At 63.0% G+C, this 20,678-nt stretch carries 27 protein-coding genes and 1 riboswitch; of the genes, 12 read left to right on the forward strand and 15 right to left on the reverse strand.

The window, feature by feature from the left end; genetic code table 11:
* Positions 1 to 20 precede the first annotated feature (20 nt).
* Genes hisF through hisB form a run of 5 tightly spaced genes read right to left on the reverse strand, consistent with a single transcriptional unit; the run spans position 21 to position 3,064 of the window.
* Complete coding sequence (gene hisF / locus LOZ74_RS14200; protein ID WP_230291702.1) at positions 21 to 785, reverse strand: imidazole glycerol phosphate synthase subunit HisF; 765 nt, start codon at positions 783 to 785, stop codon at positions 21 to 23.
* A gap of 4 nt (positions 786 to 789) precedes the next feature.
* On the reverse strand, positions 790 to 1,524 hold the full coding sequence (gene hisA, locus LOZ74_RS14205; RefSeq protein ID WP_230291703.1) for a 1-(5-phosphoribosyl)-5-[(5-phosphoribosylamino)methylideneamino]imidazole-4-carboxamide isomerase: 735 nt from the start codon (positions 1,522 to 1,524) through the stop codon (positions 790 to 792).
* Complete coding sequence (gene hisH / locus LOZ74_RS14210) at positions 1,521 to 2,150, reverse strand: imidazole glycerol phosphate synthase subunit HisH (protein WP_230291704.1); 630 nt, start codon at positions 2,148 to 2,150, stop codon at positions 1,521 to 1,523. The genes hisA and hisH overlap by 4 nt, the downstream gene beginning before the upstream one ends.
* On the reverse strand, positions 2,147 to 2,431 hold the full coding sequence (locus LOZ74_RS14215) for a YciI family protein (RefSeq protein ID WP_230291705.1): 285 nt from the start codon (positions 2,429 to 2,431) through the stop codon (positions 2,147 to 2,149). The genes hisH and LOZ74_RS14215 overlap by 4 nt, the downstream gene beginning before the upstream one ends.
* A gap of 6 nt (positions 2,432 to 2,437) precedes the next feature.
* Positions 2,438 to 3,064 carry an imidazoleglycerol-phosphate dehydratase HisB gene (hisB, locus tag LOZ74_RS14220; RefSeq protein ID WP_230291706.1) on the reverse strand — a complete coding sequence of 209 codons (627 nt, stop codon included), beginning with the start codon at positions 3,062 to 3,064 and terminating at the stop codon, positions 2,438 to 2,440.
* Between the two features lie 182 nt (positions 3,065 to 3,246).
* On the opposite strand from hisB, the gene LOZ74_RS14225 reads away from it, so the two are divergent.
* The 3 genes from LOZ74_RS14225 to gmk all read left to right on the forward strand — a co-directional run bounded on the left by LOZ74_RS14225 (position 3,247) and on the right by gmk (position 4,974).
* On the forward strand, positions 3,247 to 3,756 hold the full coding sequence (locus tag LOZ74_RS14225) for an SspB family protein (RefSeq protein WP_230280201.1): 510 nt from the start codon (positions 3,247 to 3,249) through the stop codon (positions 3,754 to 3,756).
* Between the two features lie 60 nt (positions 3,757 to 3,816).
* Positions 3,817 to 4,224, forward strand: a complete 408-nt coding sequence (locus LOZ74_RS14230; RefSeq protein ID WP_230280200.1) for a hypothetical protein — start codon at positions 3,817 to 3,819, stop codon at positions 4,222 to 4,224.
* Between the two features lie 63 nt (positions 4,225 to 4,287).
* Positions 4,288 to 4,974, forward strand: a complete 687-nt coding sequence (gene gmk, locus LOZ74_RS14235; RefSeq protein ID WP_230291707.1) for a guanylate kinase — start codon at positions 4,288 to 4,290, stop codon at positions 4,972 to 4,974.
* A gap of 3 nt (positions 4,975 to 4,977) precedes the next feature.
* Here the strand turns inward: gmk and LOZ74_RS14240 are convergent, their stop codons facing one another.
* Positions 4,978 to 7,290 (reverse strand): S8 family peptidase, encoded by a 2,313-nt coding sequence (locus tag LOZ74_RS14240; RefSeq protein ID WP_230291708.1) that lies wholly within the window; start codon positions 7,288 to 7,290, stop codon positions 4,978 to 4,980.
* A gap of 319 nt (positions 7,291 to 7,609) precedes the next feature.
* On the opposite strand from LOZ74_RS14240, the gene dapD reads away from it, so the two are divergent.
* The 5 genes from dapD to LOZ74_RS14265 all read left to right on the forward strand — a co-directional run bounded on the left by dapD (position 7,610) and on the right by LOZ74_RS14265 (position 9,840).
* Positions 7,610 to 8,452: a 2,3,4,5-tetrahydropyridine-2,6-dicarboxylate N-succinyltransferase gene (dapD, locus tag LOZ74_RS14245; RefSeq protein ID WP_230291709.1), complete on the forward strand. Its 843-nt coding sequence runs from the start codon at positions 7,610 to 7,612 to the stop codon at positions 8,450 to 8,452.
* Between the two features lie 143 nt (positions 8,453 to 8,595).
* Positions 8,596 to 8,880, forward strand: a complete 285-nt coding sequence (locus LOZ74_RS14250) for a hypothetical protein (RefSeq protein WP_230293963.1) — start codon at positions 8,596 to 8,598, stop codon at positions 8,878 to 8,880.
* A 5-nt stretch (positions 8,881 to 8,885) separates the two neighbouring features.
* The gene (locus tag LOZ74_RS14255; protein ID WP_230291710.1) at positions 8,886 to 9,116 is read left to right on the forward strand and encodes a DUF2945 domain-containing protein; all 231 of its coding nucleotides are present in this window, start codon (positions 8,886 to 8,888) and stop codon (positions 9,114 to 9,116) included.
* The gene (locus LOZ74_RS14260) at positions 9,116 to 9,298 is read left to right on the forward strand and encodes a DUF3008 family protein (protein ID WP_230291711.1); all 183 of its coding nucleotides are present in this window, start codon (positions 9,116 to 9,118) and stop codon (positions 9,296 to 9,298) included. The genes LOZ74_RS14255 and LOZ74_RS14260 overlap by 1 nt, the downstream gene beginning before the upstream one ends.
* A 74-nt stretch (positions 9,299 to 9,372) precedes the next feature.
* On the forward strand, positions 9,373 to 9,840 hold the full coding sequence (locus tag LOZ74_RS14265) for an ion channel (RefSeq protein WP_230280194.1): 468 nt from the start codon (positions 9,373 to 9,375) through the stop codon (positions 9,838 to 9,840).
* A gap of 75 nt (positions 9,841 to 9,915) precedes the next feature.
* Here the strand turns inward: LOZ74_RS14265 and LOZ74_RS14270 are convergent, their stop codons facing one another.
* The 3 genes from LOZ74_RS14270 to LOZ74_RS14280 form a co-directional block, all read right to left on the reverse strand.
* Entirely contained in the window at positions 9,916 to 10,167 is a 252-nt protein-coding gene (locus LOZ74_RS14270) for an SWIB/MDM2 domain-containing protein (RefSeq protein WP_230280193.1), read from the reverse strand.
* Between the two features lie 68 nt (positions 10,168 to 10,235).
* A complete protein-coding gene (locus LOZ74_RS14275; RefSeq protein ID WP_230291712.1) occupies positions 10,236 to 10,847 on the reverse strand; it encodes a YbhB/YbcL family Raf kinase inhibitor-like protein in 612 nt (203 codons plus the stop codon).
* A 166-nt stretch (positions 10,848 to 11,013) separates the two neighbouring features.
* Positions 11,014 to 12,141: a hypothetical protein gene (locus LOZ74_RS14280; RefSeq protein ID WP_230291713.1), complete on the reverse strand. Its 1,128-nt coding sequence runs from the start codon at positions 12,139 to 12,141 to the stop codon at positions 11,014 to 11,016.
* A 237-nt stretch (positions 12,142 to 12,378) separates the two neighbouring features.
* Between LOZ74_RS14280 and LOZ74_RS14285 the strand changes: the two genes are divergently transcribed.
* Positions 12,379 to 12,606 carry a DUF2061 domain-containing protein gene (locus LOZ74_RS14285; RefSeq protein WP_230291714.1) on the forward strand — a complete coding sequence of 76 codons (228 nt, stop codon included), beginning with the start codon at positions 12,379 to 12,381 and terminating at the stop codon, positions 12,604 to 12,606.
* Positions 12,607 to 12,632: 26 nt separating this feature from the next.
* Here LOZ74_RS14285 and LOZ74_RS14290 read toward each other — a convergent pair whose 3' ends face one another.
* Positions 12,633 to 12,914, reverse strand: coding sequence for a hypothetical protein (locus LOZ74_RS14290; protein ID WP_230291715.1), 282 nt, complete (start codon positions 12,912 to 12,914; stop codon positions 12,633 to 12,635).
* Positions 12,915 to 13,098: 184 nt separating this feature from the next.
* Between LOZ74_RS14290 and LOZ74_RS14295 the strand changes: the two genes are divergently transcribed.
* Positions 13,099 to 13,524, forward strand: coding sequence for an OsmC family protein (locus tag LOZ74_RS14295; protein ID WP_230280188.1), 426 nt, complete (start codon positions 13,099 to 13,101; stop codon positions 13,522 to 13,524).
* A 130-nt stretch (positions 13,525 to 13,654) separates the two neighbouring features.
* Here LOZ74_RS14295 and LOZ74_RS14300 read toward each other — a convergent pair whose 3' ends face one another.
* The 5 genes from LOZ74_RS14300 to thiC all read right to left on the reverse strand — a co-directional run bounded on the left by LOZ74_RS14300 (position 13,655) and on the right by thiC (position 17,657).
* Positions 13,655 to 14,236: a hypothetical protein gene (locus LOZ74_RS14300; protein WP_230291716.1), complete on the reverse strand. Its 582-nt coding sequence runs from the start codon at positions 14,234 to 14,236 to the stop codon at positions 13,655 to 13,657.
* 106 nt (positions 14,237 to 14,342) lie between these two features.
* Positions 14,343 to 14,810: a hypothetical protein gene (locus LOZ74_RS14305; RefSeq protein ID WP_230291717.1), complete on the reverse strand. Its 468-nt coding sequence runs from the start codon at positions 14,808 to 14,810 to the stop codon at positions 14,343 to 14,345.
* 5 nt (positions 14,811 to 14,815) lie between these two features.
* Positions 14,816 to 15,178 (reverse strand): hypothetical protein, encoded by a 363-nt coding sequence (locus tag LOZ74_RS14310; RefSeq protein WP_230291718.1) that lies wholly within the window; start codon positions 15,176 to 15,178, stop codon positions 14,816 to 14,818.
* Positions 15,175 to 15,696: a Panacea domain-containing protein gene (locus LOZ74_RS14315; RefSeq protein WP_230291719.1), complete on the reverse strand. Its 522-nt coding sequence runs from the start codon at positions 15,694 to 15,696 to the stop codon at positions 15,175 to 15,177. The genes LOZ74_RS14310 and LOZ74_RS14315 overlap by 4 nt, the downstream gene beginning before the upstream one ends.
* Positions 15,697 to 15,779: 83 nt before the next feature.
* The gene (thiC, locus tag LOZ74_RS14320; protein WP_230291720.1) at positions 15,780 to 17,657 is read right to left on the reverse strand and encodes a phosphomethylpyrimidine synthase ThiC; all 1,878 of its coding nucleotides are present in this window, start codon (positions 17,655 to 17,657) and stop codon (positions 15,780 to 15,782) included.
* Positions 17,658 to 17,736: 79 nt separating this feature from the next.
* Positions 17,737 to 17,845, reverse strand: a riboswitch (TPP riboswitch).
* Positions 17,846 to 17,865: 20 nt separating this feature from the next.
* Here thiC and crtY point away from each other — a divergent pair.
* The gene (crtY, locus tag LOZ74_RS14325) at positions 17,866 to 19,170 is read left to right on the forward strand and encodes a lycopene beta-cyclase CrtY (protein ID WP_230291721.1); all 1,305 of its coding nucleotides are present in this window, start codon (positions 17,866 to 17,868) and stop codon (positions 19,168 to 19,170) included.
* Positions 19,167 to 20,675 carry a phytoene desaturase gene (locus LOZ74_RS14330; protein ID WP_230291722.1) on the forward strand — a complete coding sequence of 503 codons (1,509 nt, stop codon included), beginning with the start codon at positions 19,167 to 19,169 and terminating at the stop codon, positions 20,673 to 20,675. Before crtY ends, LOZ74_RS14330 begins: the two co-directional genes overlap by 4 nt.
* Positions 20,676 to 20,678 lie beyond the last annotated feature (3 nt).

A 20,678-nucleotide genomic window follows, 5' to 3' on the forward strand; every position in this document is an offset into this window, starting at 1 on the left:
CCGTATCAGCACGATGCCCGTCATGCCCGGGCGGGCAGCCCCGCGGCGCGCAAGGCGGCATGGGCCTCGGCAATCGAATAGGTGCCGAAATGAAAGATCGACGCGGCGAGCACGGCACTGGCATGGCCTTTCGTGACCCCTTCGACAAGGTGGTCGAGCGTGCCGACACCCCCGCTGGCGACGACAGGCACCGAAACCGCATCGGCAATGGCGCGGGTAAGCGCAAGATCATAGCCTGCCTTGGTCCCGTCGCCATCCATCGATGTGACAAGCAATTCGCCCGCGCCAAGACCAGCCAGCCTGACCGCATGCTCGACCGCATCGATGCCGGTCGGCTTGCGCCCGCCGTGAGTGAAAATTTCCCAGCGGCCCTCTCCCGCAACGCGCCGCGCATCGACCGAGGCGACCACGCATTGCGCGCCGAAACGGTCGGCGATGTCGGCCACCACTTCGGGCCGCGCCACGGCGGCGGAATTGACCGCGACCTTGTCCGCGCCTGCCAGCAGCAATGTGCGGGCATCGTCCACCGAACGCACCCCGCCACCCACGGTTAACGGCATGAAGCACACCTCTGCCGTATGCCGCACGATATCGACCAGAGTGCCGCGCCCTTCGTGGGTAGCGGAAATGTCAAGGAAACACAGTTCGTCCGCGCCCGCCGCATCATAGGCGCGCGCCTGTTCGACCGGATCGCCCGCGTCGACCAGATCGACGAAATTCACGCCCTTGACCACGCGGCCCTCGGCCACGTCGAGGCAGGGGATAACCCGGATGCGGACGGTCATGCGATCAGCCCTCCGCCCGCGCGGCGATGGCGAGCGCGGCGGCAAGGTCGAGCCGCCCGTCATAAATCGCGCGGCCTGTGATTACCCCCTCTATCCCGTCATTCGCATGCAGCGACAGGATATGGATGTCGTCCAGCCCCTTCACCCCGCCGCTGGCGATGACGGGCATGTCGGTCGCGCGCGCAAGATCGACGGTGGCGTCGATGTTGCAGCCTTTCAGCATACCGTCGCGGCCGATATCGGTGAACAGCAGGCTGGCAACGCCGGCATCCTCGAACCGGCGGGCCAGATCGACGACGGGCACGTCGGACAATTCCGCCCAGCCCTCGGTCGCGACCATGCCGTCGCGCGCATCCACGGCGACGACGATGCCGCCGGGAAACTCTTTGGCCATGTCCTTTACGAATTGCGGGTCTTTCAGCGCCGCGGTGCCCATCACGATGCGCGAGACGCCAAGGTCGAACCAGCCCTCCACCGCCTCACGCGTGCGGATGCCCCCGCCCAGCTGGATATGGCCAGGAAAGGTTTTCAATATGCCTTCGACTGCGTCGCGATTCTCGGCCCTGCCCGCGAACGATCCGTCCAGATCGACGACATGTAGATGCATGGCCCCTGCCTCGGCAAATATCGCGGCCTGCGCGGCGGGATCGTCGCCATAGACGGTGGCACGGTCCATATCGCCCTCGGCAAGGCGCACGACCTGTCCGGCCTTAAGGTCGATGGCGGGAAATACTATCATGGCTTCCAGTCCAGAAAACGTTCGAGAAGCGCAATGCCATAGCGCTGGCTCTTTTCGGGGTGAAACTGCACGCCCAGCAGATTGTCGCGCGCGACGGCGGCGGTGATCGCGCCGCCATGGTCGGTGATCGCGGCAATATCGCGCCCGCTGTCGGCGACATAATGAAACGAGTGCAGGAAATAGGCCTCGCCCTGATCGATCAGCCCCGCGCCATCGTGATGCGGCATCGGGCGCACATCGTTCCAGCCCATGTGCGGCACCTTGATCGCCGGATCGGTAATCTCGATCGCGCGCACTTCGCCCGGTATCCAGTCCAGCCCCTTATGCGTGCCGAATTCGATCCCGCGCGTCGCCAGAAGCTGCATGCCCACGCAGATGCCCAGAAACGGCGCGCCGCCGTCCAGCACGGCTTCCTCCATCGCCTCGACCATGCCAGGAATGGCGCGCAGGGCGCTGGCGCAGGAACCGAACGCGCCCACGCCCGGCAGCACCACGCGTTCGGCGCGCCGCACATCGTCGGGATCGCTGGTCACGATGATCCGCCCCGCGCCTGCCGCCTTCAGCGCGTTTTCAACCGAATGCAGATTGCCCGCACCGAAATCGATGAGGGCGAGCCCGTCTTTCATCGGGAAAGCCCTTCGAGCCCCGCGTCCGCATAGCTCGGTACGAATTCGATCACGCGCACGCTGGCCGCGCCATTCGCCACGAACGGATCGCGCTGCGCCGCCGCCTCGACCGTTTCGCGCGTGCCGGTGGCATAGACCAGCCCGCCGTCGCGCGGCACCTTGCGGCCCCATGCCATGAACATGCCGTCGGCGCGCCCCTGTTCCAGCCAGGTGATATGGTCGGCCAGAAGGCCGTCGATTACCTCGATCGGGGCGGTATAGGTGATGTCGAGAATGAACATGTTACCCTAAACCTCCAGCGTCCCGGCGCCCAGCATGCCCTTTGTCGACGGCACGGCATCGCCCTTGCGCGGGTCGATTTCCACCGCCGCGCGCATGGCACGGGCAAAGCCCTTGTAGATCGCCTCGACAATGTGATGGTTGTTCTGGCCATAGAGCAGTTCGATATGCAGCGTGACACCCGCCGCCTGCGATATCGAATGGAACCAGTGTTCGAACAATTCGGTATCCATCTCGCCCAGCCGCGGCTGCGAGAATCCGGCCTTCCACACCAGATAGGGCCGGCCCGAGATATCGAGCACGACGCGAGCCAAAGTCTCGTCCATCGGGGAATAGGCCTGGCCATAGCGGGTGATGCCGCGCTTTTCGCCAAGGGCCTGCAGAATCGCCTCGCCCAGCGCGATGGCGCTGTCTTCCACCGTATGGTGCTGGTCGACATGCAGGTCGCCGTCGACATGCAGCTTCACATCGATCAGCGAATGGCGCGAAAACTGTTCGACCATATGGTCGAGAAAACCGATGCCGGTGGCGATGTCATATTGGCCCGTCCCGTCGAGATCGATGGCGACATCGATGTCGGTTTCATGGGTCTTGCGCCGGATGGAACCGGTCCGAGAGGCTTGGCTGGTCTGCATGATCCTGCGCTATAGGCCCCGCGCCGCCGTGTGCAAGGGGTTGCGCGATGCGACAAGCATCGGAAATTCGCATCAAGCGCAACCGTGCATACCCGCAACAATTGTTCGACGGCCGCGATATTGTCCGCAAGCTTGGTCCATTCATGCTTGACCGGCGCGTAACCGCCTGACAATTCGTGCCCATGAACGATACCACGCCCGACAGCCTGATCCCTTATGACGAGATCGTGCAGGAAGCCCTGCGCGCCGTGGTCGGCCGCGTTTTGGGCGAGGTCGAGGCCGCGGGCGGCATGCCGCCGGGCAGCCATCATTTCTATATCACGTTCAAAACGGGCGCGGCAGGCGTGGACATTCCCGCCGATCTGCGCGCCCGTTTTCCGGACGAGATGACGATCGTTCTGCAGAACAAGTTCTGGGACCTGACCGTGGCGGAGGATCATTTCTCGGTCGGGCTCAGCTTTAACCAGATTCCGGCCAAGCTGACGGTTCCGTTTTCCGCCATTACCGCTTTCGTCGATCCGGCCGTCGAATTCGGCCTGCAATTCCAGGCCGTGGCAGAGGTGGACGAGGGCGAGCCCCACGGCGATGCCGAAAACGATTCGGAACAGGCTGCCCATGTCGGCGTTGACGACAGGGATGCACCCGACGACGGTTCGAATGTCGTCACGGTGGATTTCGGCAAAAAGAAATAGGCAGCGCCCGCATCTGTCATGCGGCAGTGCAGGCGCGCTGTTAGCGAACGGGGGCAAGCAATGGGCATTTTCCGCAAAAGCCGCAAGAAACCGAAAAAGGGCACGACGCCCGTGACCGACGAAAACGGCCTGCCGGATTTCAGCCCCAATCCGATCACCAATCTGATCCTGACCGACATCGCCTTGCGCGGCGTATCGCGCTTTGCGCGGCAGATGGCGGAAAAGAAAATGCTCAGCAAGCGCTATAGCCGCGAGGACGCGCGCAAGGCGATCGACAACCGGTCGATCTCCGAAACGCTGATGGCAGCGGGACTTGCCCGCGTCGCCACCCGTTCGGTGCCGGGTGCGGTGGTGATCGGCGGCGGGTTGCTGGCCAAGGCGCTGTACGACCGCAGCCGCAGCCGCAAGGCCCGGGCCGAGGGACAAAAGGCATTGCACAAACGCATGAGCGACAGCGGCAACGGGTGACAGCGGTGCAAGAGGGCGCTTTACGCGCTTGACGCACCTCCCCCCTCGCGGCCATCAGCGCGCATGGCCGATCACGACAGCACCGATACCGCCCCCCATGGCGCGCCGGAAACCCCTTTGGCGCGCCGCGGGCTGATGTTCATTCTCTCCTCGCCGTCGGGTGCGGGAAAGACGACGATTGCGAAAAAGCTGCTGCAGTCGGATGCGGGGCTTGCCATGTCGGTTTCGGCCACCACGCGGCCGATCCGCCCGGGCGAGCAGGACGGGCGCGATTATCATTTCGTCGACAAGCCGACATTCGACCGCATGGCCGAAGATCACGAATTCCTTGAATGGGCGCATGTGTTCGGCAACAGCTATGGCACGCCCAAGGCGCAAATCTGGGCAGGGCTGAAGGCCGGCACCGATTTCCTGTTCGACATCGACTGGCAAGGCACGCAGCAATTATCGCAGCGCGCGCGCGAAGATGTCGTTCCCGTCTTCATCCTGCCCCCCAGTATCGACGAATTGCGCCGCCGCCTGACCGCGCGGGGCACCGACGATGCCGCGGTGATCGAGGCGCGCATGGACCGCGCCCGTGCCGAAATCAGCCACTGGTCGGATTACGATTACGTCGTCGTCAACGACGATATCGACCGCTGCTATGAACAGGTACGCCGCATTCTGGATGCCGAACGGCTGCGCCGGGAACGCCAGACGGGCCTCGTCTCCTTTGTCAGGCAATTGACGGGCGACGGTTCGCCGACCTGATCGTCAGAACGCGCGGATCCAGCGCAGGCCCGCGCCTATATCGTCGCCGGCCGCAGCGATGTGGCCCGGTTCGCGCCGGTGGAACAGGCTGGCCGACATGTTTCCGCCCCATAGCGGGCCCTGCCACGAAATCTCGCTCGCGATCTCGCGCCCGCTGGGAGAGAGCGAGAGGCGCGATATGCCCCAGCTCGCTTCTTCGCTCTCGTAGTCATAGGCGAGCGGCAGATCGAGCGCGAGCGCACCCGTTTCGACGCGCAAGGGTTGGGATATGCGCAGCGCCAGCCGGTCGTCCCTGCCGAACAGGCCCGAATGCACGGCATCCACGCTCCACCCCATGCTTCGCAGCAGGCTGTTGCCCGCCATCAGCCCGCCGGTGACGGGGCGGGTAAATCCCTGCCGCATCGCCGCGCCAAAGCGCCAGTCGCGCGCCGCGTCCCAGCCCAGCATCGCATCGACGAACAGGCTGTCGGCCCCGCCCGCGCCCACCAGCGATTGCTGGAAACTGCCGCCCAGAACGGTCGCATCCTCGGCCAGCCACGAAGCGCCGACCATGGCGGTCACATCGCCCGTCCTGCTGCCCGCCGCCAAGCTATAGCGCGCAATCCGGTCACGCCGTGCGGGCAGGATCGCCAACGGGTCGTCCAGCCGCTCGCTCCATACCAGGCCGGTTTCGCCCGACAGTGTCAGGCCCCAGCCGCCCATATCGCGGCGCACCGCCATTGATCCTTCGCGCATGGCGGCGAAACCGAAATCCGCGCCCGCGTCCTGCGCGACCATAAAGGCAGGCCGTTCGGCGCCGCGCAGACCCGCTTCCAGCCCGCTTGCCCCCTGACGGAAGCCGAAGGCGACCTCGGTGCCCGGCGCGATCCGTGCGGTGACCTGCGCGGCCAGAAGCCGCGCGCCCGCAATCTCGTCATTGCGCAGGTTCAGCGCGCCGCCGCTGCCGCGTCCGTTCAGCGGATCGGTAACCGAAAAGCTGGCCCCCAGCGCACCGGCCTGCAGGCTGGCGCCCTGCGCATTGCCGATCAGCGCGCGGGCAAGGTCGCGGCGCGGTGCGGCGCGTTGCAACCGCGCGCCCAGATCGACGGCATAGGCACGCCCGTATCCGTCGAGCACAACCGCTCCGGCAGTGCCCTGTACCCCCGCATCGCCCATTGCCGGGCTGGTCGTACCCGCCGCGCTGGCCAGCGAAAGCGCCGTGCTGCTGCCCGCCAGTGTCGTCGTGCCCGCAGGTTCGAACGCCGCACCGATATCCAGCACGCCGCGGCCATAGATCGCATCGGTCCCCGCCGCCCCCGCATCGCGCGCGCTGTTCAGCAGCAGGCTGACGATTTCCGATCCGCTCAGATTGGGAAAGGCCTGCGCCAGCAAGGCCGCCGCCCCCGCGATCTGCGGCGCGGCAAAGCTGGTGCCATTGACGACATAGACATATTCGGACCCGTTCTGGACCTCGGTATAGATCTCGCCATCTTCATAGACGCAGCAGATATCTTCGCCCTGAGCAGTCAGGAACGATGCCGCGGACGAGCCTGCCTTGTTGCTGAAGGCGGAAATCTGCGATGCGCTGTCGACCGATCCGGCGATGATCACATTCGACCGCGCGGCGGCCAGCGCGCCGATGGCAAAGGGATCGGGGTTCGACGGATCGACCAGCGGATCGGTACTCTCCCCGTCATTGCCCGCCGAAATCACGATCACCACACCCGCCGCCGCCGCCGAAGCCAGCGCATTGCCGAGCGTGCGGGTCGGTGTCGATCCGCCCAGCGAGATATTGATGACCTTTGCCCCGGCCGACACCGCAAGATTGACGCCCTGTGCGATATCGGAATCGCTGAAGCTGCAACCGGTCGTGGGGTTCAGCGGGTCGAACCCCTCGCACGTGCCGGGCAGATCGGCGCGGAATGCGATGATCGTCGCGTCAAACGCGATACCCATCACCCCTGTTCCGTCGCGTGCCGCCGCCGCGACCAGCGCGACCTGCGTGCCGTGCCCATCGGGCGATTCGATCCCGCGATTGCCCGCCACATCGGCCGAAGCGCTGGAAATCCGCCCCGCGAATTCCGGATTGTCGCTGTCGATCCCCGTGTCGATGATCGCGATGCCCACGCCCTCGCCCGTGGCGCCCTGCTGCCATGCGGTAACAGCATCGTGCAGTTCGGGTCCGTCGGACTGGCGATATTCCGCCGTGTTGAAATTGATCGCGGGCGTCGGGGTCGGCGTCGGGCTGGGCACGGGCGAAGGCGTGGAAATCGGCCCTCCTCCCGATCCGCCGCCGCCGCAGGCCGCCAGCAGCGCAAGGACAGGCAGGCCCAGCATCAGCCGCGCCTTGCGGGCCCGCGTCCCCGCCCGACGCTGTTGTTCCGATCGACCCGAAATCATCCGTTCCCCCGCAATTGGCGCGTATCGATCCGCAGACGGATGTGCGCCAAGCCCCTTGATCATTCGATAAGTGCCCCGATCGCCATGAAAAATCGAGTGGCAATTATGCGATCGCGCAGTGCATGGCCCGCCACGGCACAAGTGATTTCGCCTGTAACAGTTGCCCCGACGGGGTGGAGGCGATAGGCGGTGCGCCTTTCCCGACCGCCCCTTCACGGCGGCAGTTACCATCCGTGCCAAGAAAGAACCGCGCGCCATGACCACCCAATCAGAGCTGATCGCCCGCATCGACGCCGCCTTCGAGGATCGCGCCAATGTCACGCCCGAAAGCACCGAAGTGCGCAAGGATGTCGAGCAAGCTCTGGCCCTGCTCGATTCGGGCGAGGCACGCGTGGCCGAAAAGCAGGACGGCGAATGGGTGGTCAACCAATGGCTGAAAAAGGCTGTGCTGCTGTCGTTCCGCCTGAACGACAATGAAATCGTGCCCTATGGCTCGGCGGGTGAAAGCGCCTATGACAAGGTGCCGTCGAAATTCGCGGGCTGGACCGACGACCGCTTTGCCCGGAACGGCTTTCGCGTGGTGCCGGGCGCGGTGGCGCGGCGCGGCAGCTTTATCGGCAAGGGCGTGGTGCTGATGCCCAGCTTCGTCAATATCGGTGCCTTCGTCGACGAGGGCACGATGGTCGATACCTGGGCCACGGTCGGATCCTGCGCGCAGATCGGCAAGAACGTCCATATCTCGGGCGGTGCGGGCATCGGCGGCGTGCTGGAACCGCTGCAGGCCGGCCCTGTCATCATCGAGGACGGCGCCTTTATCGGCGCGCGCAGCGAAGTGGCCGAAGGGGTCATCATCGGCGAAGGTGCGGTGCTGTCGATGGGCGTATTCATCGGCGCGTCGACCAAGATCATCGATCGCAACACCGGCGAAGTCCATGTGGGGCGCGTTCCGCCCTTCGCCGTGGTCGTGCCCGGTTCTATGCCCGGCAAGCCCCTGCCCGACGGCACGCCCGGCCCGTCGCTTTATTGTGCGGTAATCGTCAAGACCGTGGACGCGCAGACCCGTTCGAAGACCGGCATCAACGAGCTGCTGCGCCCCTGATTCAGGGCCGTCTTCGCGCGTCCTTCCTCCCGCCTCCCCCGGAACCTTATGCTCCGGGGGTGCGTTTCCGACATGAACCGCCTGCTTCCGGCACCGGACGCGGGTCAAGGGATCGCATGACAGGAGCTTGGAAGGATTTGACGATGCAACGCCATGGAGACGAGGTCGACCTGACCACCGACGAGGCGCGTAGCGGATCGACCCCGAATATCGTCCGCTATGTGCTGTTGATCAGCCTGTTTCTGGCTGCCGCCGCGATGACCATCGTATGGGTTACCGGTGCGCTGACATCGGATCAGGCGGGCGAGGTCAAGGAAGTCGCCACCCGCACCGCACCGGCGGCGACCGATGAGGAACCCGCCACCGAAATGGCCGAAGACTTCACGTTCGAAGCCGAAAATGCGGACAGCGCGCCCGCAGCCGAGTAAATACGATGGCGGATCGGGACAAAAGCTTTCGCGTAAACCAACACGTCCAGTGGAGCTGGGGCAACGGCACCGGAAAAGGACAGATCCGCGAGCGTTTCGAAAATGATGTCGAACGCACGATCAAGGGGTCAACGATCACCCGCCACGGCAGCAGCGACAATCCAGCCTATCTGATCGAACAGGAAGACGGGGACGAGGTGCTGAAACTCGGCTCCGAACTGGAAAAGGCCGACTGATGCCTGCAAAATCGAAAGCCCAGCAAAAGGCCGCGGGGGCGGCATTGGCGGCCAAGCGGGGCGATGCCAAACGATCGGATCTGCAAGGCGCGTCAAAGGACATGTACGACAGCATGAGCGAGGCCGAGCTGGAAGAATTCGCCTCAACCAGTCGCAAGGGCCTGCCCGAACATAAGGGCTGAAAGCCGCAGGTCTTTCAAATCGTGCCGCTTGCGCCCTATGATATGGCCGGTCGAAACCGGGTGCGGGGCGAAAATTGCAGACAGCACTGACGAATGCGCCGTTCCACCAGCTGGCCATCGAACTGGGTGCTGCCAGCCTGCTGGGCGCGTCCTGCGTGATTATTCACGGGCTCGGCCTCGCCATGATCACCCGTTTCATCCGTCCTGCCGAAGACCCGCGCCGCGTTACCCATCTGCCGCCGGTCACCGTCCACGGCATCAGCATGACAATCGTGATCGTGCTGAGCCTGTTCATCATCCACGGGATGGAAATCTGGCTATACGCTTTTTTCTATCTCTATGTCGGGGCGCTGCCCGATTTGTCGTCGGCGCTGTATTTTTCGACTATCAGCTATTCGACCGTCGGCTTTAACGATGCGCTGATCCTGACCGCATGGCGCAATGTCGCCGCGCTGGAGAGTATTGCCGGCGTGATCATGCTGGGCTGGTCGACGGCCTATTTCGTGCGCATGCTGGGACATATCGATATCCGGCACAAATAGCGGCAAGCTCGGCTCTTCAAACAAACAGGGCGGCCCTCAACGGACCGCCCAGCCTGTTCATACCGGAAAAACCGATCAGCCGAGGTGCTTGGAAATCGCCGCGGTCATCTTGAACATCGAGATCTTCTCGGTGCCGATCACCTTGCCCAGCTTGGCGTCGGGCTCGATCATGCGCTTGTCGTCAGCGGCCTGAAGATCGTGCTTCTTGATGTATTCCCAAACCTTGGCGGTCACTTCACCGCGAGCCATCGGGCCCTTGCCGACGATCTCTTCCAGATCGGCCGAAACGGGAACGGGCTTGTTGATCGCGTTATTCTTGGCAGCCATTACTTACTTCCTTTCCATAGGAGAGTTTCGGCCCCCTTGTGCGGGCAGCCGGATTGGTTTGAAACCGGTCAATCGTCATCGTCGTCCAGGTCGATGTCGTCCCAATCGTCGATGTCGGTGCCGCCGCGTTCATAGGTCGCGGTCAGGATGGCGAGCGAAAGGACATGGCCCTCCATCGCCTTCATCAACGCGCCGCGGCCCGCGCCGGGCTTCAGATCGATCATCGTGTCCAGCGCGAACAGCTGGAACACATAATCATGCGGGCCGTGACCGGTGGGCGGATCGGGCAGCAGCCATTCCGAATTCTGATAGGAATTCTTCCCTACCTTGGGCGGAACCTCCCCCTCCATCAGCTTGCCGCGCTGGGGGGCAAGGCCCCACACCAGCCAGTGGCAGAACGGTTCGGGCGAAGGCGCGTCGGGATCCTCGACAATCAGCACCAGTTCCTGTGCCCCTGCCGGAATATGGTTCCATTCCAGCGGCGGCGCGACGGCGTCTTCCTCGTCAGCGGTAAAGCTGGGGTCCAGTTCCTCGCCATTCTCGAACGCGGCCGAGGTCAGCACCATGCCGCCCGCGCCTACCACGCTCTCGCTTCCCAGTTTCAGCGCGGCCAGCTTGCTATGTCCGGCGCGGACATTGTGCAGGGCGGCACCCAGCCATTCGGGGACATGTTCAAGCATCGAATTCCTTTCGCGGCGGTTCCTGTCCGGATAACGACCCCCGGTCCGCCTGCGTTCCGAGCCCCTAGGCCAAGCACGAAGCGGCGGCCCCGGAAAGGGGGCCGCCGGTCGTAATCCCCAACAGAGGGGAAAATTAACTGCAAATCGGCGTTGCGGCGCTGGCAAATCAGGCAAAGGCGGCGGTTTGTTCACCGTAGCGGCTGCCAAAATTACGATAAAACCGCCCGAAATCGAGATTCGGATTGTCCTTCATGCGCTGCACCAGCGTCTGCACGATGAGTCGCGCACGGCGGCGGCGGGCCTTCAACGAATGGAACGGGATCGCCCGGTCCGGCTCTGCCGCGACCATGCGATCGATCAACTCGTGGCGGCCTTCTGCCGTTTCAGCCTGCGCCGCACTGGCCGAAACGGGCACCGAACGGTCCACCACCGGATCGCGCGGCAAATGCGGCGTGACTATGTGCTCCGGACCGGCGCCAAAGCTGACCGAACGGGTGGTTGCCGCCGAAGGGGCCACAGAGACCGGCTGGCGCGTTGCAGCGCTGCGCGTGGTGACATTGCCGTTTCCATCGAGGTTGTGATGAAGCGGCTTCGGCTCGGCGGTCGAAGGTTCGACCGGATCGATCCGCACAGCGGCTTCCCGTCGCCCTGCGGCGGCCTGCTGGCGCATCGCCCGATTACCGCGCCTGCGACGCGCAGCCACGCCAAGCAGCAGAACGACCAGCAGCAGACCGGCGGCACCGGCACCGGCCATGAACATCCAGTCTGCATTCGTCGTCGTCGTTTCCTGCGTTACACGTGTCTGCTCGACGGGGGTGGGAGCGGCGGGATCGCTCAGACCAGGGGCGATTGCGGGTTCCATAGCGGCGGGCAATGCGACGGGTTCGGCAGGTTCGGCTGCCGATACTATCGTCGCGCTCGCCGAGTTCCGAACCGGCGCGGCGCTTGAGGCGGCGGGCGCATCGCTGGCTTCAGCTTCGGCTTCGGCTTCTACCGCGGGCAGGTCGATGTCGGGGACGACAATCTTATCCGGAACCTGCTGAACCATCGGCCGCGACACATTTGTCGTCTGCGGCGCAGGAGCCACTGTCGCCTCGGGCGCAGTTTGCGTTTGCATCGGCATCGGGTCCTGCGGCGCGGTTGTTTGCGCGGGCATGGCCAGCGGCGGACCGGCCAACACTTCCTGTGCGGCAAGCGGCATGGTGGAGGACAATACCAGCACGGCGGCAATCGCCGTGGCGGCAGGGCGGGCCTGTACACAGTCGTTTATCGGTCGTTTCGTCATCATGATCATAAAACGGCCACATTCTCGGCACCGTTCCGTCTCAATCGGGTGAAATCGGCCAGCCGAACGGACCAAGCGGCGAGTTGCGCGCCCCGTTCCGCCCCCCTGCCGCCCCGTCCATCAGCGGTTTTTCTGCCGATTTCCGCCGCTTTCATCGCCCGAAGCGATCACACTCTGCAGCTTTCCGCGTTGGTAATTGCGATTTGCTCGCAATAAGTAGGGCACTACCCCATCAAGGACACCGCAATGCCCCGCGATCTTGTCAAAACCGTCAGCTTCCTAGGCCTTCACCTTATGGTCGGGTTCGCCGTTGCCTTTGCCTTCACCGGCAGCTTTGCGCTGGCGGGCGGGATCGCGCTGGTCGAGCCTTGCGTGAATGCGGTCGTGTTCTTTTTCCACGAACGCGCCTGGAAGGGCGAATTGCGGGTGCTGGATATTCTGACCCACCGCCACGGCCATCACCATCCTTCCTGACGCCCCCCCGCCTGCCGCCAGAGCCCCTACCGCATCAGGCGCCGCCGGTTGTGCGATACGCGGGTGCGGTAATTGCGCACCGCGTGGCGCATGAACGCTTCGGGCGTGCGGCCCGCGTGGCCGGTAGAGGCCCGCATCGTCAGCAGCGCCGCCGTTTCCCATTTTTCCGATACCATGCGCACCGCCTCGCGCTGGGCCAGTGCGCCGCCCTGCATCATCCGCAGCGAGCGCATGGCGATCACCTGCGACGATTCGTACCACAGGCGCCAGCATTCGAAGGCAAAGGAGGCAGCGGCGAACGGGTTCATTACCAAGGGATTTTTCGACATCTGGCGCAATTCCTCTGCACAGAGCGATGCGATGGCGCGGCGGTGACGGGGACCGGAGCGACCACCGGATTATCCCGCGCCGCCCCGCGCCGCGCAAGCAGGAACGCATCGCGGCCTGAATCGCTTTGGCCGCAGGGACGCATATGCCGAAAGGACCCGAGCAATGACCGTGAACAGCGCAACCGCCCGCTATGAAGGCTTTGGCAAGGATGGCGTGGGCCATGTCGCCACCAGATCGGGAGCGGTCGACGCGCCCTATGGCTTTAAAAGCCGTTTCGAATCCGGCCCCGGCACCAACCCCGAGGAAATGATCGCCGCCGCCCATGCCAGCTGCTTTACCATGGCCACCAGCTTTGCCCTTGCGCGGGCGGGCCATACCGAAGGCACGCTGGACACCAGCTGCGAAGTGACGCTGGACAAGGACGGCGACGGATTTGCCGTGACGAAAAGCGCGCTGACCATGAAGGCGCATATCCCCGGCATGGCGCAACCGGATTTTGAGGCATTGGCCGCCGAAGCCAAGGCGGGATGCCCGATTTCCAAGGTTCTGAACTGCGAAATCACGCTGGAAACGCAGTTCGAGGGATAGGCCCGGAACGGCGGGAAGCCGCGCGCCATTTGCGGGGCCACGGGTGACAAAGGTGACAGGCTGTCACCCGCCCCGCCCCCGCGCAAAGCGCCGGTTTCCCGTCGTTTCCGGCAGGGCGGCACAGGTGACATCAGGGGCGCCGCCGGTTGCCGCGCGGCGCAGGCTCCTCCACCGTGAAGCGGGCGATCAGGTTCTGAACCTCTTGCGCGGGGTCGGGCGGGAATTCGGGCTGGTCCCAATCGAGCGGGCCATATTCCACCCGTTCCAGCAACGTATCCCAGCGTTCGGACATATATTCGGCCATCGGCCCATAGCGCCCCAGCGCGGGCGCGCCATAACGGTTGCGCATATTGAGCAGCGCCACGGTCAACCGCTCGTCATAGCGGCGCGAGGTGCCGATCAGCTCGCCCTTATGGTAATGCGGCACCTCTACCCCGTTCATCGCGCGTTCGAGCGCGGCATGGGCCAGATTGTCAAAGCCCTGCCGAAAGGCGGTTTCCCACGCGATATCGAACGGCGTGCCCTTTAATCGGGAGCGCAGGCGATAGGCGCTCTGCCTGCTCATCCCCACCGACCGCGCCGCTTCCGACACGGAATGGGTGGCGGCAAGCATGCGCAAGAAATCGGCCATCTTCTGCGGGTCCCAATGCGGCCCACGGCGCGCGACGGGGATGTAATCGGGTTCGGGCGGGGTTTTTGCGGGTTTGGTCATCCGTGAGGATGAGCATGGGGGGCGGGGTGTAGGAAAATAAAATGAGTGGTTTATCTTGGTACTAACACTCTGGCTAGCTTATCTCGCGACGCTTCAAAACGGGCGTTCAAATGTTCTTTTTTGATCGCTTCACGTTTTTAAGTATACGCTGATTAATTTGATGCCGCTTCGCAGCTTGTTTTGGAGACAAAGTCCTCTTGCGAGAAGTGTCGTTCAAAAACCCATACTCCCAGTCATTAATCCATCCTTTTTTTCGGATATAATCGACCGCTGGTATGTTGAGAGCCTTGTCTTGGTCATTCGCGACGCGCTTAAGTCCGTCGAAAATAATTTTAGATGGAATACCTAGAAATTTGTTAACGCAGACGTTTCCGACTTCTGCAGTGTTTCCATTCTTGGCGTTTACGAGCACACAAACCTCAATTATGGGAAAGTGTGAACAGAGACAAGTCGAAGGCTCTTCTTCAAAATATATAGATTGCAAATGCCATTCTTGCCGCGCAACGGACCAATTATCTGCCTCACTCAGTGCAATAATTTCAGCGGTAAGAATTGCATGATTGTGACTCGGCATGAACATTAGTCCTCTGCGCTAGGTAAACTCCTTCCTGCGAAGAAGCCAACCAGTGCCATACTGACTATCTTGAAAAACTCAAATGCCGAAGGGCGGATTTGAGGATCGATAATCGAGAGAACTGCTACAACCACGACACTAAGGGTCACGAGAATAGCGACGATATATATTATCGCGTTATCTCTTGATCCAAACCATTTCCCAATCGCACCAAGCCGCATGGTATCCTGCTGCAAACGATGCCGGTTATTTTCACGATCGCGTTCTAAAGCAAAAGCGCTTTCTTCAAGAAACGCTTTCGCGGTAGGTTTATTTGCAACGGGTAGATCCGACCCAATCGCATCGAGCTTATCGCTACCCTCGCTCACGAGGCAGAACCACTTGTTCTAGTTTTCGCAAGCTGGTCGTAATGGGATTTAATAACCTCGTTAGAGATATCGGCATTTTTCCGCCCACCACTCTCGTTCCAAACCTTGGACCAAGGCGTATCTGGACGATGAGTAACATCAGATAGTGTCAACCCACTGTATTTTCCATATATTTCCCATACCCGCTGCAAAAGGCTCCACGTTTCCTCGTCAGAAGATGGCACTTCTGGCTGAAAAACATCGAATTCAAGATCATCACCCATTTCAAAGTCCAACGCCTTGGTCGTGACGTTGGACTTACCAAACTCTTTGAATTCGTGATAAATCGACGGGAACACGGGTCCATATTGCCATGCCTCGGCAAACTCATCATCAACTAACGGTTGCCCATTAATTGCAAGGTTCCAGCCATGCGCAATATAGACCAGTTTTTGTAGCTTAAGTGGCGTTAGCCCTTTCTCATTCGCTTTAGCGATGTCGAGAAATGCATTAGCCACCGCTTTAGCGGAATATCCCACGCAAATCCCCTTTCGATAAGAACATAGTGGGAACAAATGCGATTTCAATCCTGATACCGTGGAATCGCATAGTCCGCAAATTCTCAATCCCGCTCCCGATCACCCTGCCCCATATAAAGCTCCGAGCCGGTTTCCTTGAACACGCGGCTCATCTCTTCCATCCCCTTCTCCGCGTCTTCGACAGACGCATCGGCGGCGAGGAACTGGTCGCTGGGCTGGTTCTGCTTGGCGGCAAACTCGCGCACTTCCTGGCTGATCTTCATCGAGCAGAACTTCGGCCCGCACATCGAGCAGAAATGCGCGGTCTTCGCGCCTTCGGCGGGGAGCGTCTGGTCGTGGTATTGCTCTGCCGTGTCGGGATCGAGCGAGAGGTTGAACTGGTCGCGCCAGCGGAATTCGAAGCGTGCTTTTGACAGCGCATCGTCGCGCACCTGTGCCGCCGGATGGCCCTTGGCAAGGTCCGCCGCGTGGGCGGCCAGCTTGTAGGTGACCACGCCGACCTTCACATCGTCGCGGTCGGGCAGGCCAAGGTGTTCCTTGGGCGTGACATAGCAAAGCATCGCCGTGCCGTACCAGCCGATCTGCGCCGCGCCGATGCCGCTGGTGATGTGGTCGTAACCCGGCGCGATATCGGTGACGAGGGGCCCGAGCGTGTAGAAAGGCGCTTCGCCGCAGGCTTCGAGCTGCTTGTCCATGTTCTCCTTGATCTTGTGCATCGGCACGTGGCCGGGGCCCTCGATCATGACCTGAACGTCCTGCTCCCACGCGCGCTTGGTCAGCTCGCCCAGCGTGTAGAGTTCGGCGAACTGCGCCTCGTCATTGGCGTCGGCGATGGAACCGGGGCGCAGGCCGTCGCCCAGCGAATAGGCGATGTCATAGGCTTTGCAGATCTCGGTGATCTCGTCGAAATTCTCGTAAAGGAAGCTCTCCTTGTGGTGCGCAAGGCACCATTTCGCCATGATCGAACCGCCGCGCGACACGATGCCGGTGACGCGTTTGGCGGCGAGCGGCACATAGGGCAGGCGCACGCCCGCGTGGATGGTGAAATAGTCGACGCCCTGCTCGGCCTGTTCGATCAGCGTGTCGCGGAAGACTTCCCACGTCAGCTCCTCGGCAATGCCGCCGACCTTTTCCAGCGCCTGATAGATGGGCACGGTGCCGATCGGCACGGGCGAGTTGCGGATGATCCATTCGCGCGTGTCGTGGATATTGCGGCCCGTGGACAGGTCCATCACCGTGTCCGCGCCCCAGCGGATCGACCAGACCATCTTGTCGACTTCGCTCGCCACGTCCGACGCCACGGCGGAGTTGCCGATATTGGCGTTGATCTTGACGAGGAAGTTGCGCCCGATGGCCATCGGTTCGGTTTCGGGGTGGTTGATGTTCGACGGGATGATGGCGCGGCCGCGGGCGACCTCGTCGCGCACGAATTCGGGGGTGACATATTCGGGGATCGACGCGCCCCACGAATTGCCTTCGATCTCGCGGCGGATGAAGTCGCGGCCAAGGTTTTCGCGCTCGGCCACATATTCCATTTCGGGGGTGATGATGCCGCGCCTGGCATAGTGCATCTGGCTGACGTTCATGCCGGGTTTCGCGCGCAGGGGGCGTTTCACGACATTGGGGAATGCGGGGACGCCGCCGCTGCGGTCGGGGCCAAGCTGGCCGTTGTCTTCCGGCTTGACCATGCGGGCGTCATATTCCTCGACATCGCCGCGCGCCATGATCCAGTCGCGGCGCAGCTGGGGCAGGCCCGCCTGAATGTCGATCACCGCATTGCTGTCGGTATAGGGGCCGCTGGTGTCGTAAACGCGGACCGAAGGCTCGTCCCCCTCCAGCGCGATCTCCCGCATCGCGACGCGCACGCCGCTGCCCGATTTCGCGGCGACATGCACCTTGCGCGATCCGCGGATGGGGCCGGTGGTGACGCCAATCTCAAGCTTGCTGTTGATGTCCGCCATTGGGGAGCCTTTCTTCCACTTCCATCGGGCACATGGCCCTTGTTCTTCAAAGGATGGAAGGAGAGTGCGGTTCTTGAACGGCCCGCCTGACTGCCCTTCCCTCCGCCCGTGCTAACGGGTTCAGGTTCAACGGGTCGCAGGCCGCTACGCCCACCTCTCAGCCAAAGCAGGCTCCCCGGGGTGAGCCGCGATACTAGGCGCGGATCGCATGGTCGTAAAGGGGGGCGCGCGCGGCGCTGTACGGACGGGCGATGGCATTTCGCCCGTATCGGCCACGTCGCTATGGCTGGCGGCCCGTTCTGCCTCTAAGCACGGGGCGATGGGTGCACGGATATTCGATATTGCCATTGCGGGCGGCGGGCTTTCGGGCGCGCTGATCGCGCTGGCCCTGCGGGCAAGGCGGCCCAATGTGTCGGTCGCACTGATAGAGGGCGGGCCGGCCATCGGCGGGCATCATCTGTGGTCGTTCTTCGCCAGCGATATCGCCCCTGCCAGCCGCGATCTGGTCGAACCGCTGGTCGCGGCGCGCTGGGACGGCGGCTATGATGTGGCGTTCCCCGAATATCGCCGCAGCCTGCCGACCGCCTATCGGTCGGTGACGTCGGACAATCTGGCGCGGGCGGTGGCCGATGCGCTGCCTGCCGATGCGGTGATGACGGGCACAAAGGTGACCGCGCTGGACGGGCATGGCGTGGTGCTGGACAGCGGTGAGCGGATCGCGGCCCGCGCGGTGATCGACGCGCGCGGGATCGGGCCTGCGCAATTGCGCGCGCTGAAGGGCGGGTGGCAGAAATTCGCGGGACAGATGCTGGAACTGGAAGCGCCGCACGGGCTGACCCGTCCGGTCGTGATGGATGCCAGCGTGCCGCAGCATGACGGGTACCGCTTCGTCTATGTGCTGCCGTTCGCGGAAAAGTCGCTGTTCGTCGAGGATACCTATTACGCCGATGCGCCCGCGCTGGACCGCGACACGCTTGCGCAGCGCATTGCCGACCATGCCGGTGCGCAGGGCTGGCGCATCGCGCGCATTTCGCGCGAAGAGACGGGCGTGCTGCCGGTGGTGACGGGCGGCGATTTCGCGGCGCTGTGGCGCGGCGTGCCGCGCGGCGTGGCGCTGGCAGGCGTGCGCGCGGGCCTGTTCCAGCCGCTGACCAGCTATTCCCTGCCCGATGCGGTGCGGTTTGCGCATCATATTGCCGCCCTGCCGCATCTGGACGGCCCCGCCATCGCGGGCGCGTCGCACCAATATGCCAAGGCGCACTGGCAGCGCGGGCGGTTTTACCGCATGCTGGCGGCCATGTTGTTCGGCGCGGCGGAACCCGACCGGCGTTACCGCGTATTGCAGCGGTTCTATCGCCTGAACGAAGGGTTGATCGAACGTTTCTATGCAGGGGGCAGCACGACCGCCGATATGGCGCGGGTGCTTGCGGGCAAGCCGCCTGTTCCTTTAACGAAAGCCGCGCTGGTGCTGGCCGGTATTGGCGCCCCCTCTTCGCTTAAGGTGGATCGATGAATTCCGAAACAAAGCCGAAACCCAAGCGCGCCGCCGTGATCGGCGCCGGTTTCGGCGGGCTTGCCCTTGCCATACGTTTGCAGGCATCGGGCATTGCCACCACGCTGATCGAAGGGCGCGACAAGCCCGGCGGGCGCGCCTATTTCTGGGAGCGTGAAGGTTTCACCTTCGACGCGGGCCCCACCGTCATCACCGATCCCGATTGCCTTCGCGCGCTGTGGCGGCTGACCGATCACGAGATGGACGAGGATGTCGAGCTGGTCCCCGTGATGCCGTTCTACCGCCTGAACTGGGACGACGGGACCAATTTCGATTATTCGAACGACAATGCGAAACTGGCGCGCGAAATCGCGAAGCTCAATCCCGACGATCTGGCGGGGTACGAGGAATTCCTCCAATATTCCGAAGGCGTCTGGCGCGAAGGCTATGTGAAGCTGGGCCATGTGCCCTTCCTCGATTTCAAATCCATGCTGAAGGCCGCGCCCGCGCTGATGAAATATCAGGCGTGGCGGTCGGTCTATTCCATCGTTTCCAGCTTTGTGTCGGACGAAAAACTGCGCGAGGCGTTAAGCTTTCATACGTTGCTGGTGGGCGGCAATCCGATGGCGACCAGTTCGATCTATGCGCTGATCCACAAGCTGGAAAAGGATGGCGGCGTGTGGTGGGCCAAGGGGGGCACCAACCGGCTGATCGCGGGCATGGTCAGGCATTTCGAGCGGCTGGGCGGCACGGTGCGGCTGGGCGATCCGGTGACCGCGATCGAAACGGCGGGCAATCGCGCGACGGGCATCACCTGCGCCAGCGGGTGGCGCGAAAATTTCGACGCGGTGGCCAGCAATGCCGATGTGATGCATTCCTACCGCGATTTGCTGACCGGCAACCGGCGCGGCCCGCAGGTCGCGGCGAAGCTGGCGAAAAAGCGGTTTTCGCCCAGCCTGTTCGTGGTGCATTTCGGCGTGAAGGGGACCTTTCCCGATATTCCGCACCACATGATCCTGTTCGGCCCGCGGTATAAGGGGCTGCTGGAAGATATTTACGACCATGGCGTGCTGCCGCGCGATTTCTCGGTCTATCTCCACCATCCCAGCGCCACCGACAGCGGCATGGCGCCCGAGGGGCATTCGACCTTCTATGCGCTGGTCCCCGTCGCCCATCGCGGCAAGCTGCCGGTGGACTGGAACACGGCAGGCCCCGCCCTTGAAAAGCGCGTATTGGACGAGGTCGCGAAAAGGCTGATGCCCGATCTGCACGACCGGATCGTGACGAAGTTCCATTATACGCCGTTCGATTTCACCCATGACCTCAACGCCCATCTGGGCAGCGCGTTCAGCCTTGAACCGATCCTGACGCAAAGCGCTTTTTTCCGCACCCACAACCGCGATGACGAGATTACCAATCTCTATTTCACCGGCGCGGGCACGCATCCGGGCGCGGGGATTCCGGGCGTGGTCGGCAGCGCGCGGGCAACGGCGCGGCTGATGCTGTCCGATCTGGCAAGGCGCTGAGCC

It is taken from the genome of Croceicoccus sp. Ery5 (assembly GCF_020985325.1).
GTDB lineage: Bacteria > Pseudomonadota > Alphaproteobacteria > Sphingomonadales > Sphingomonadaceae > Croceicoccus.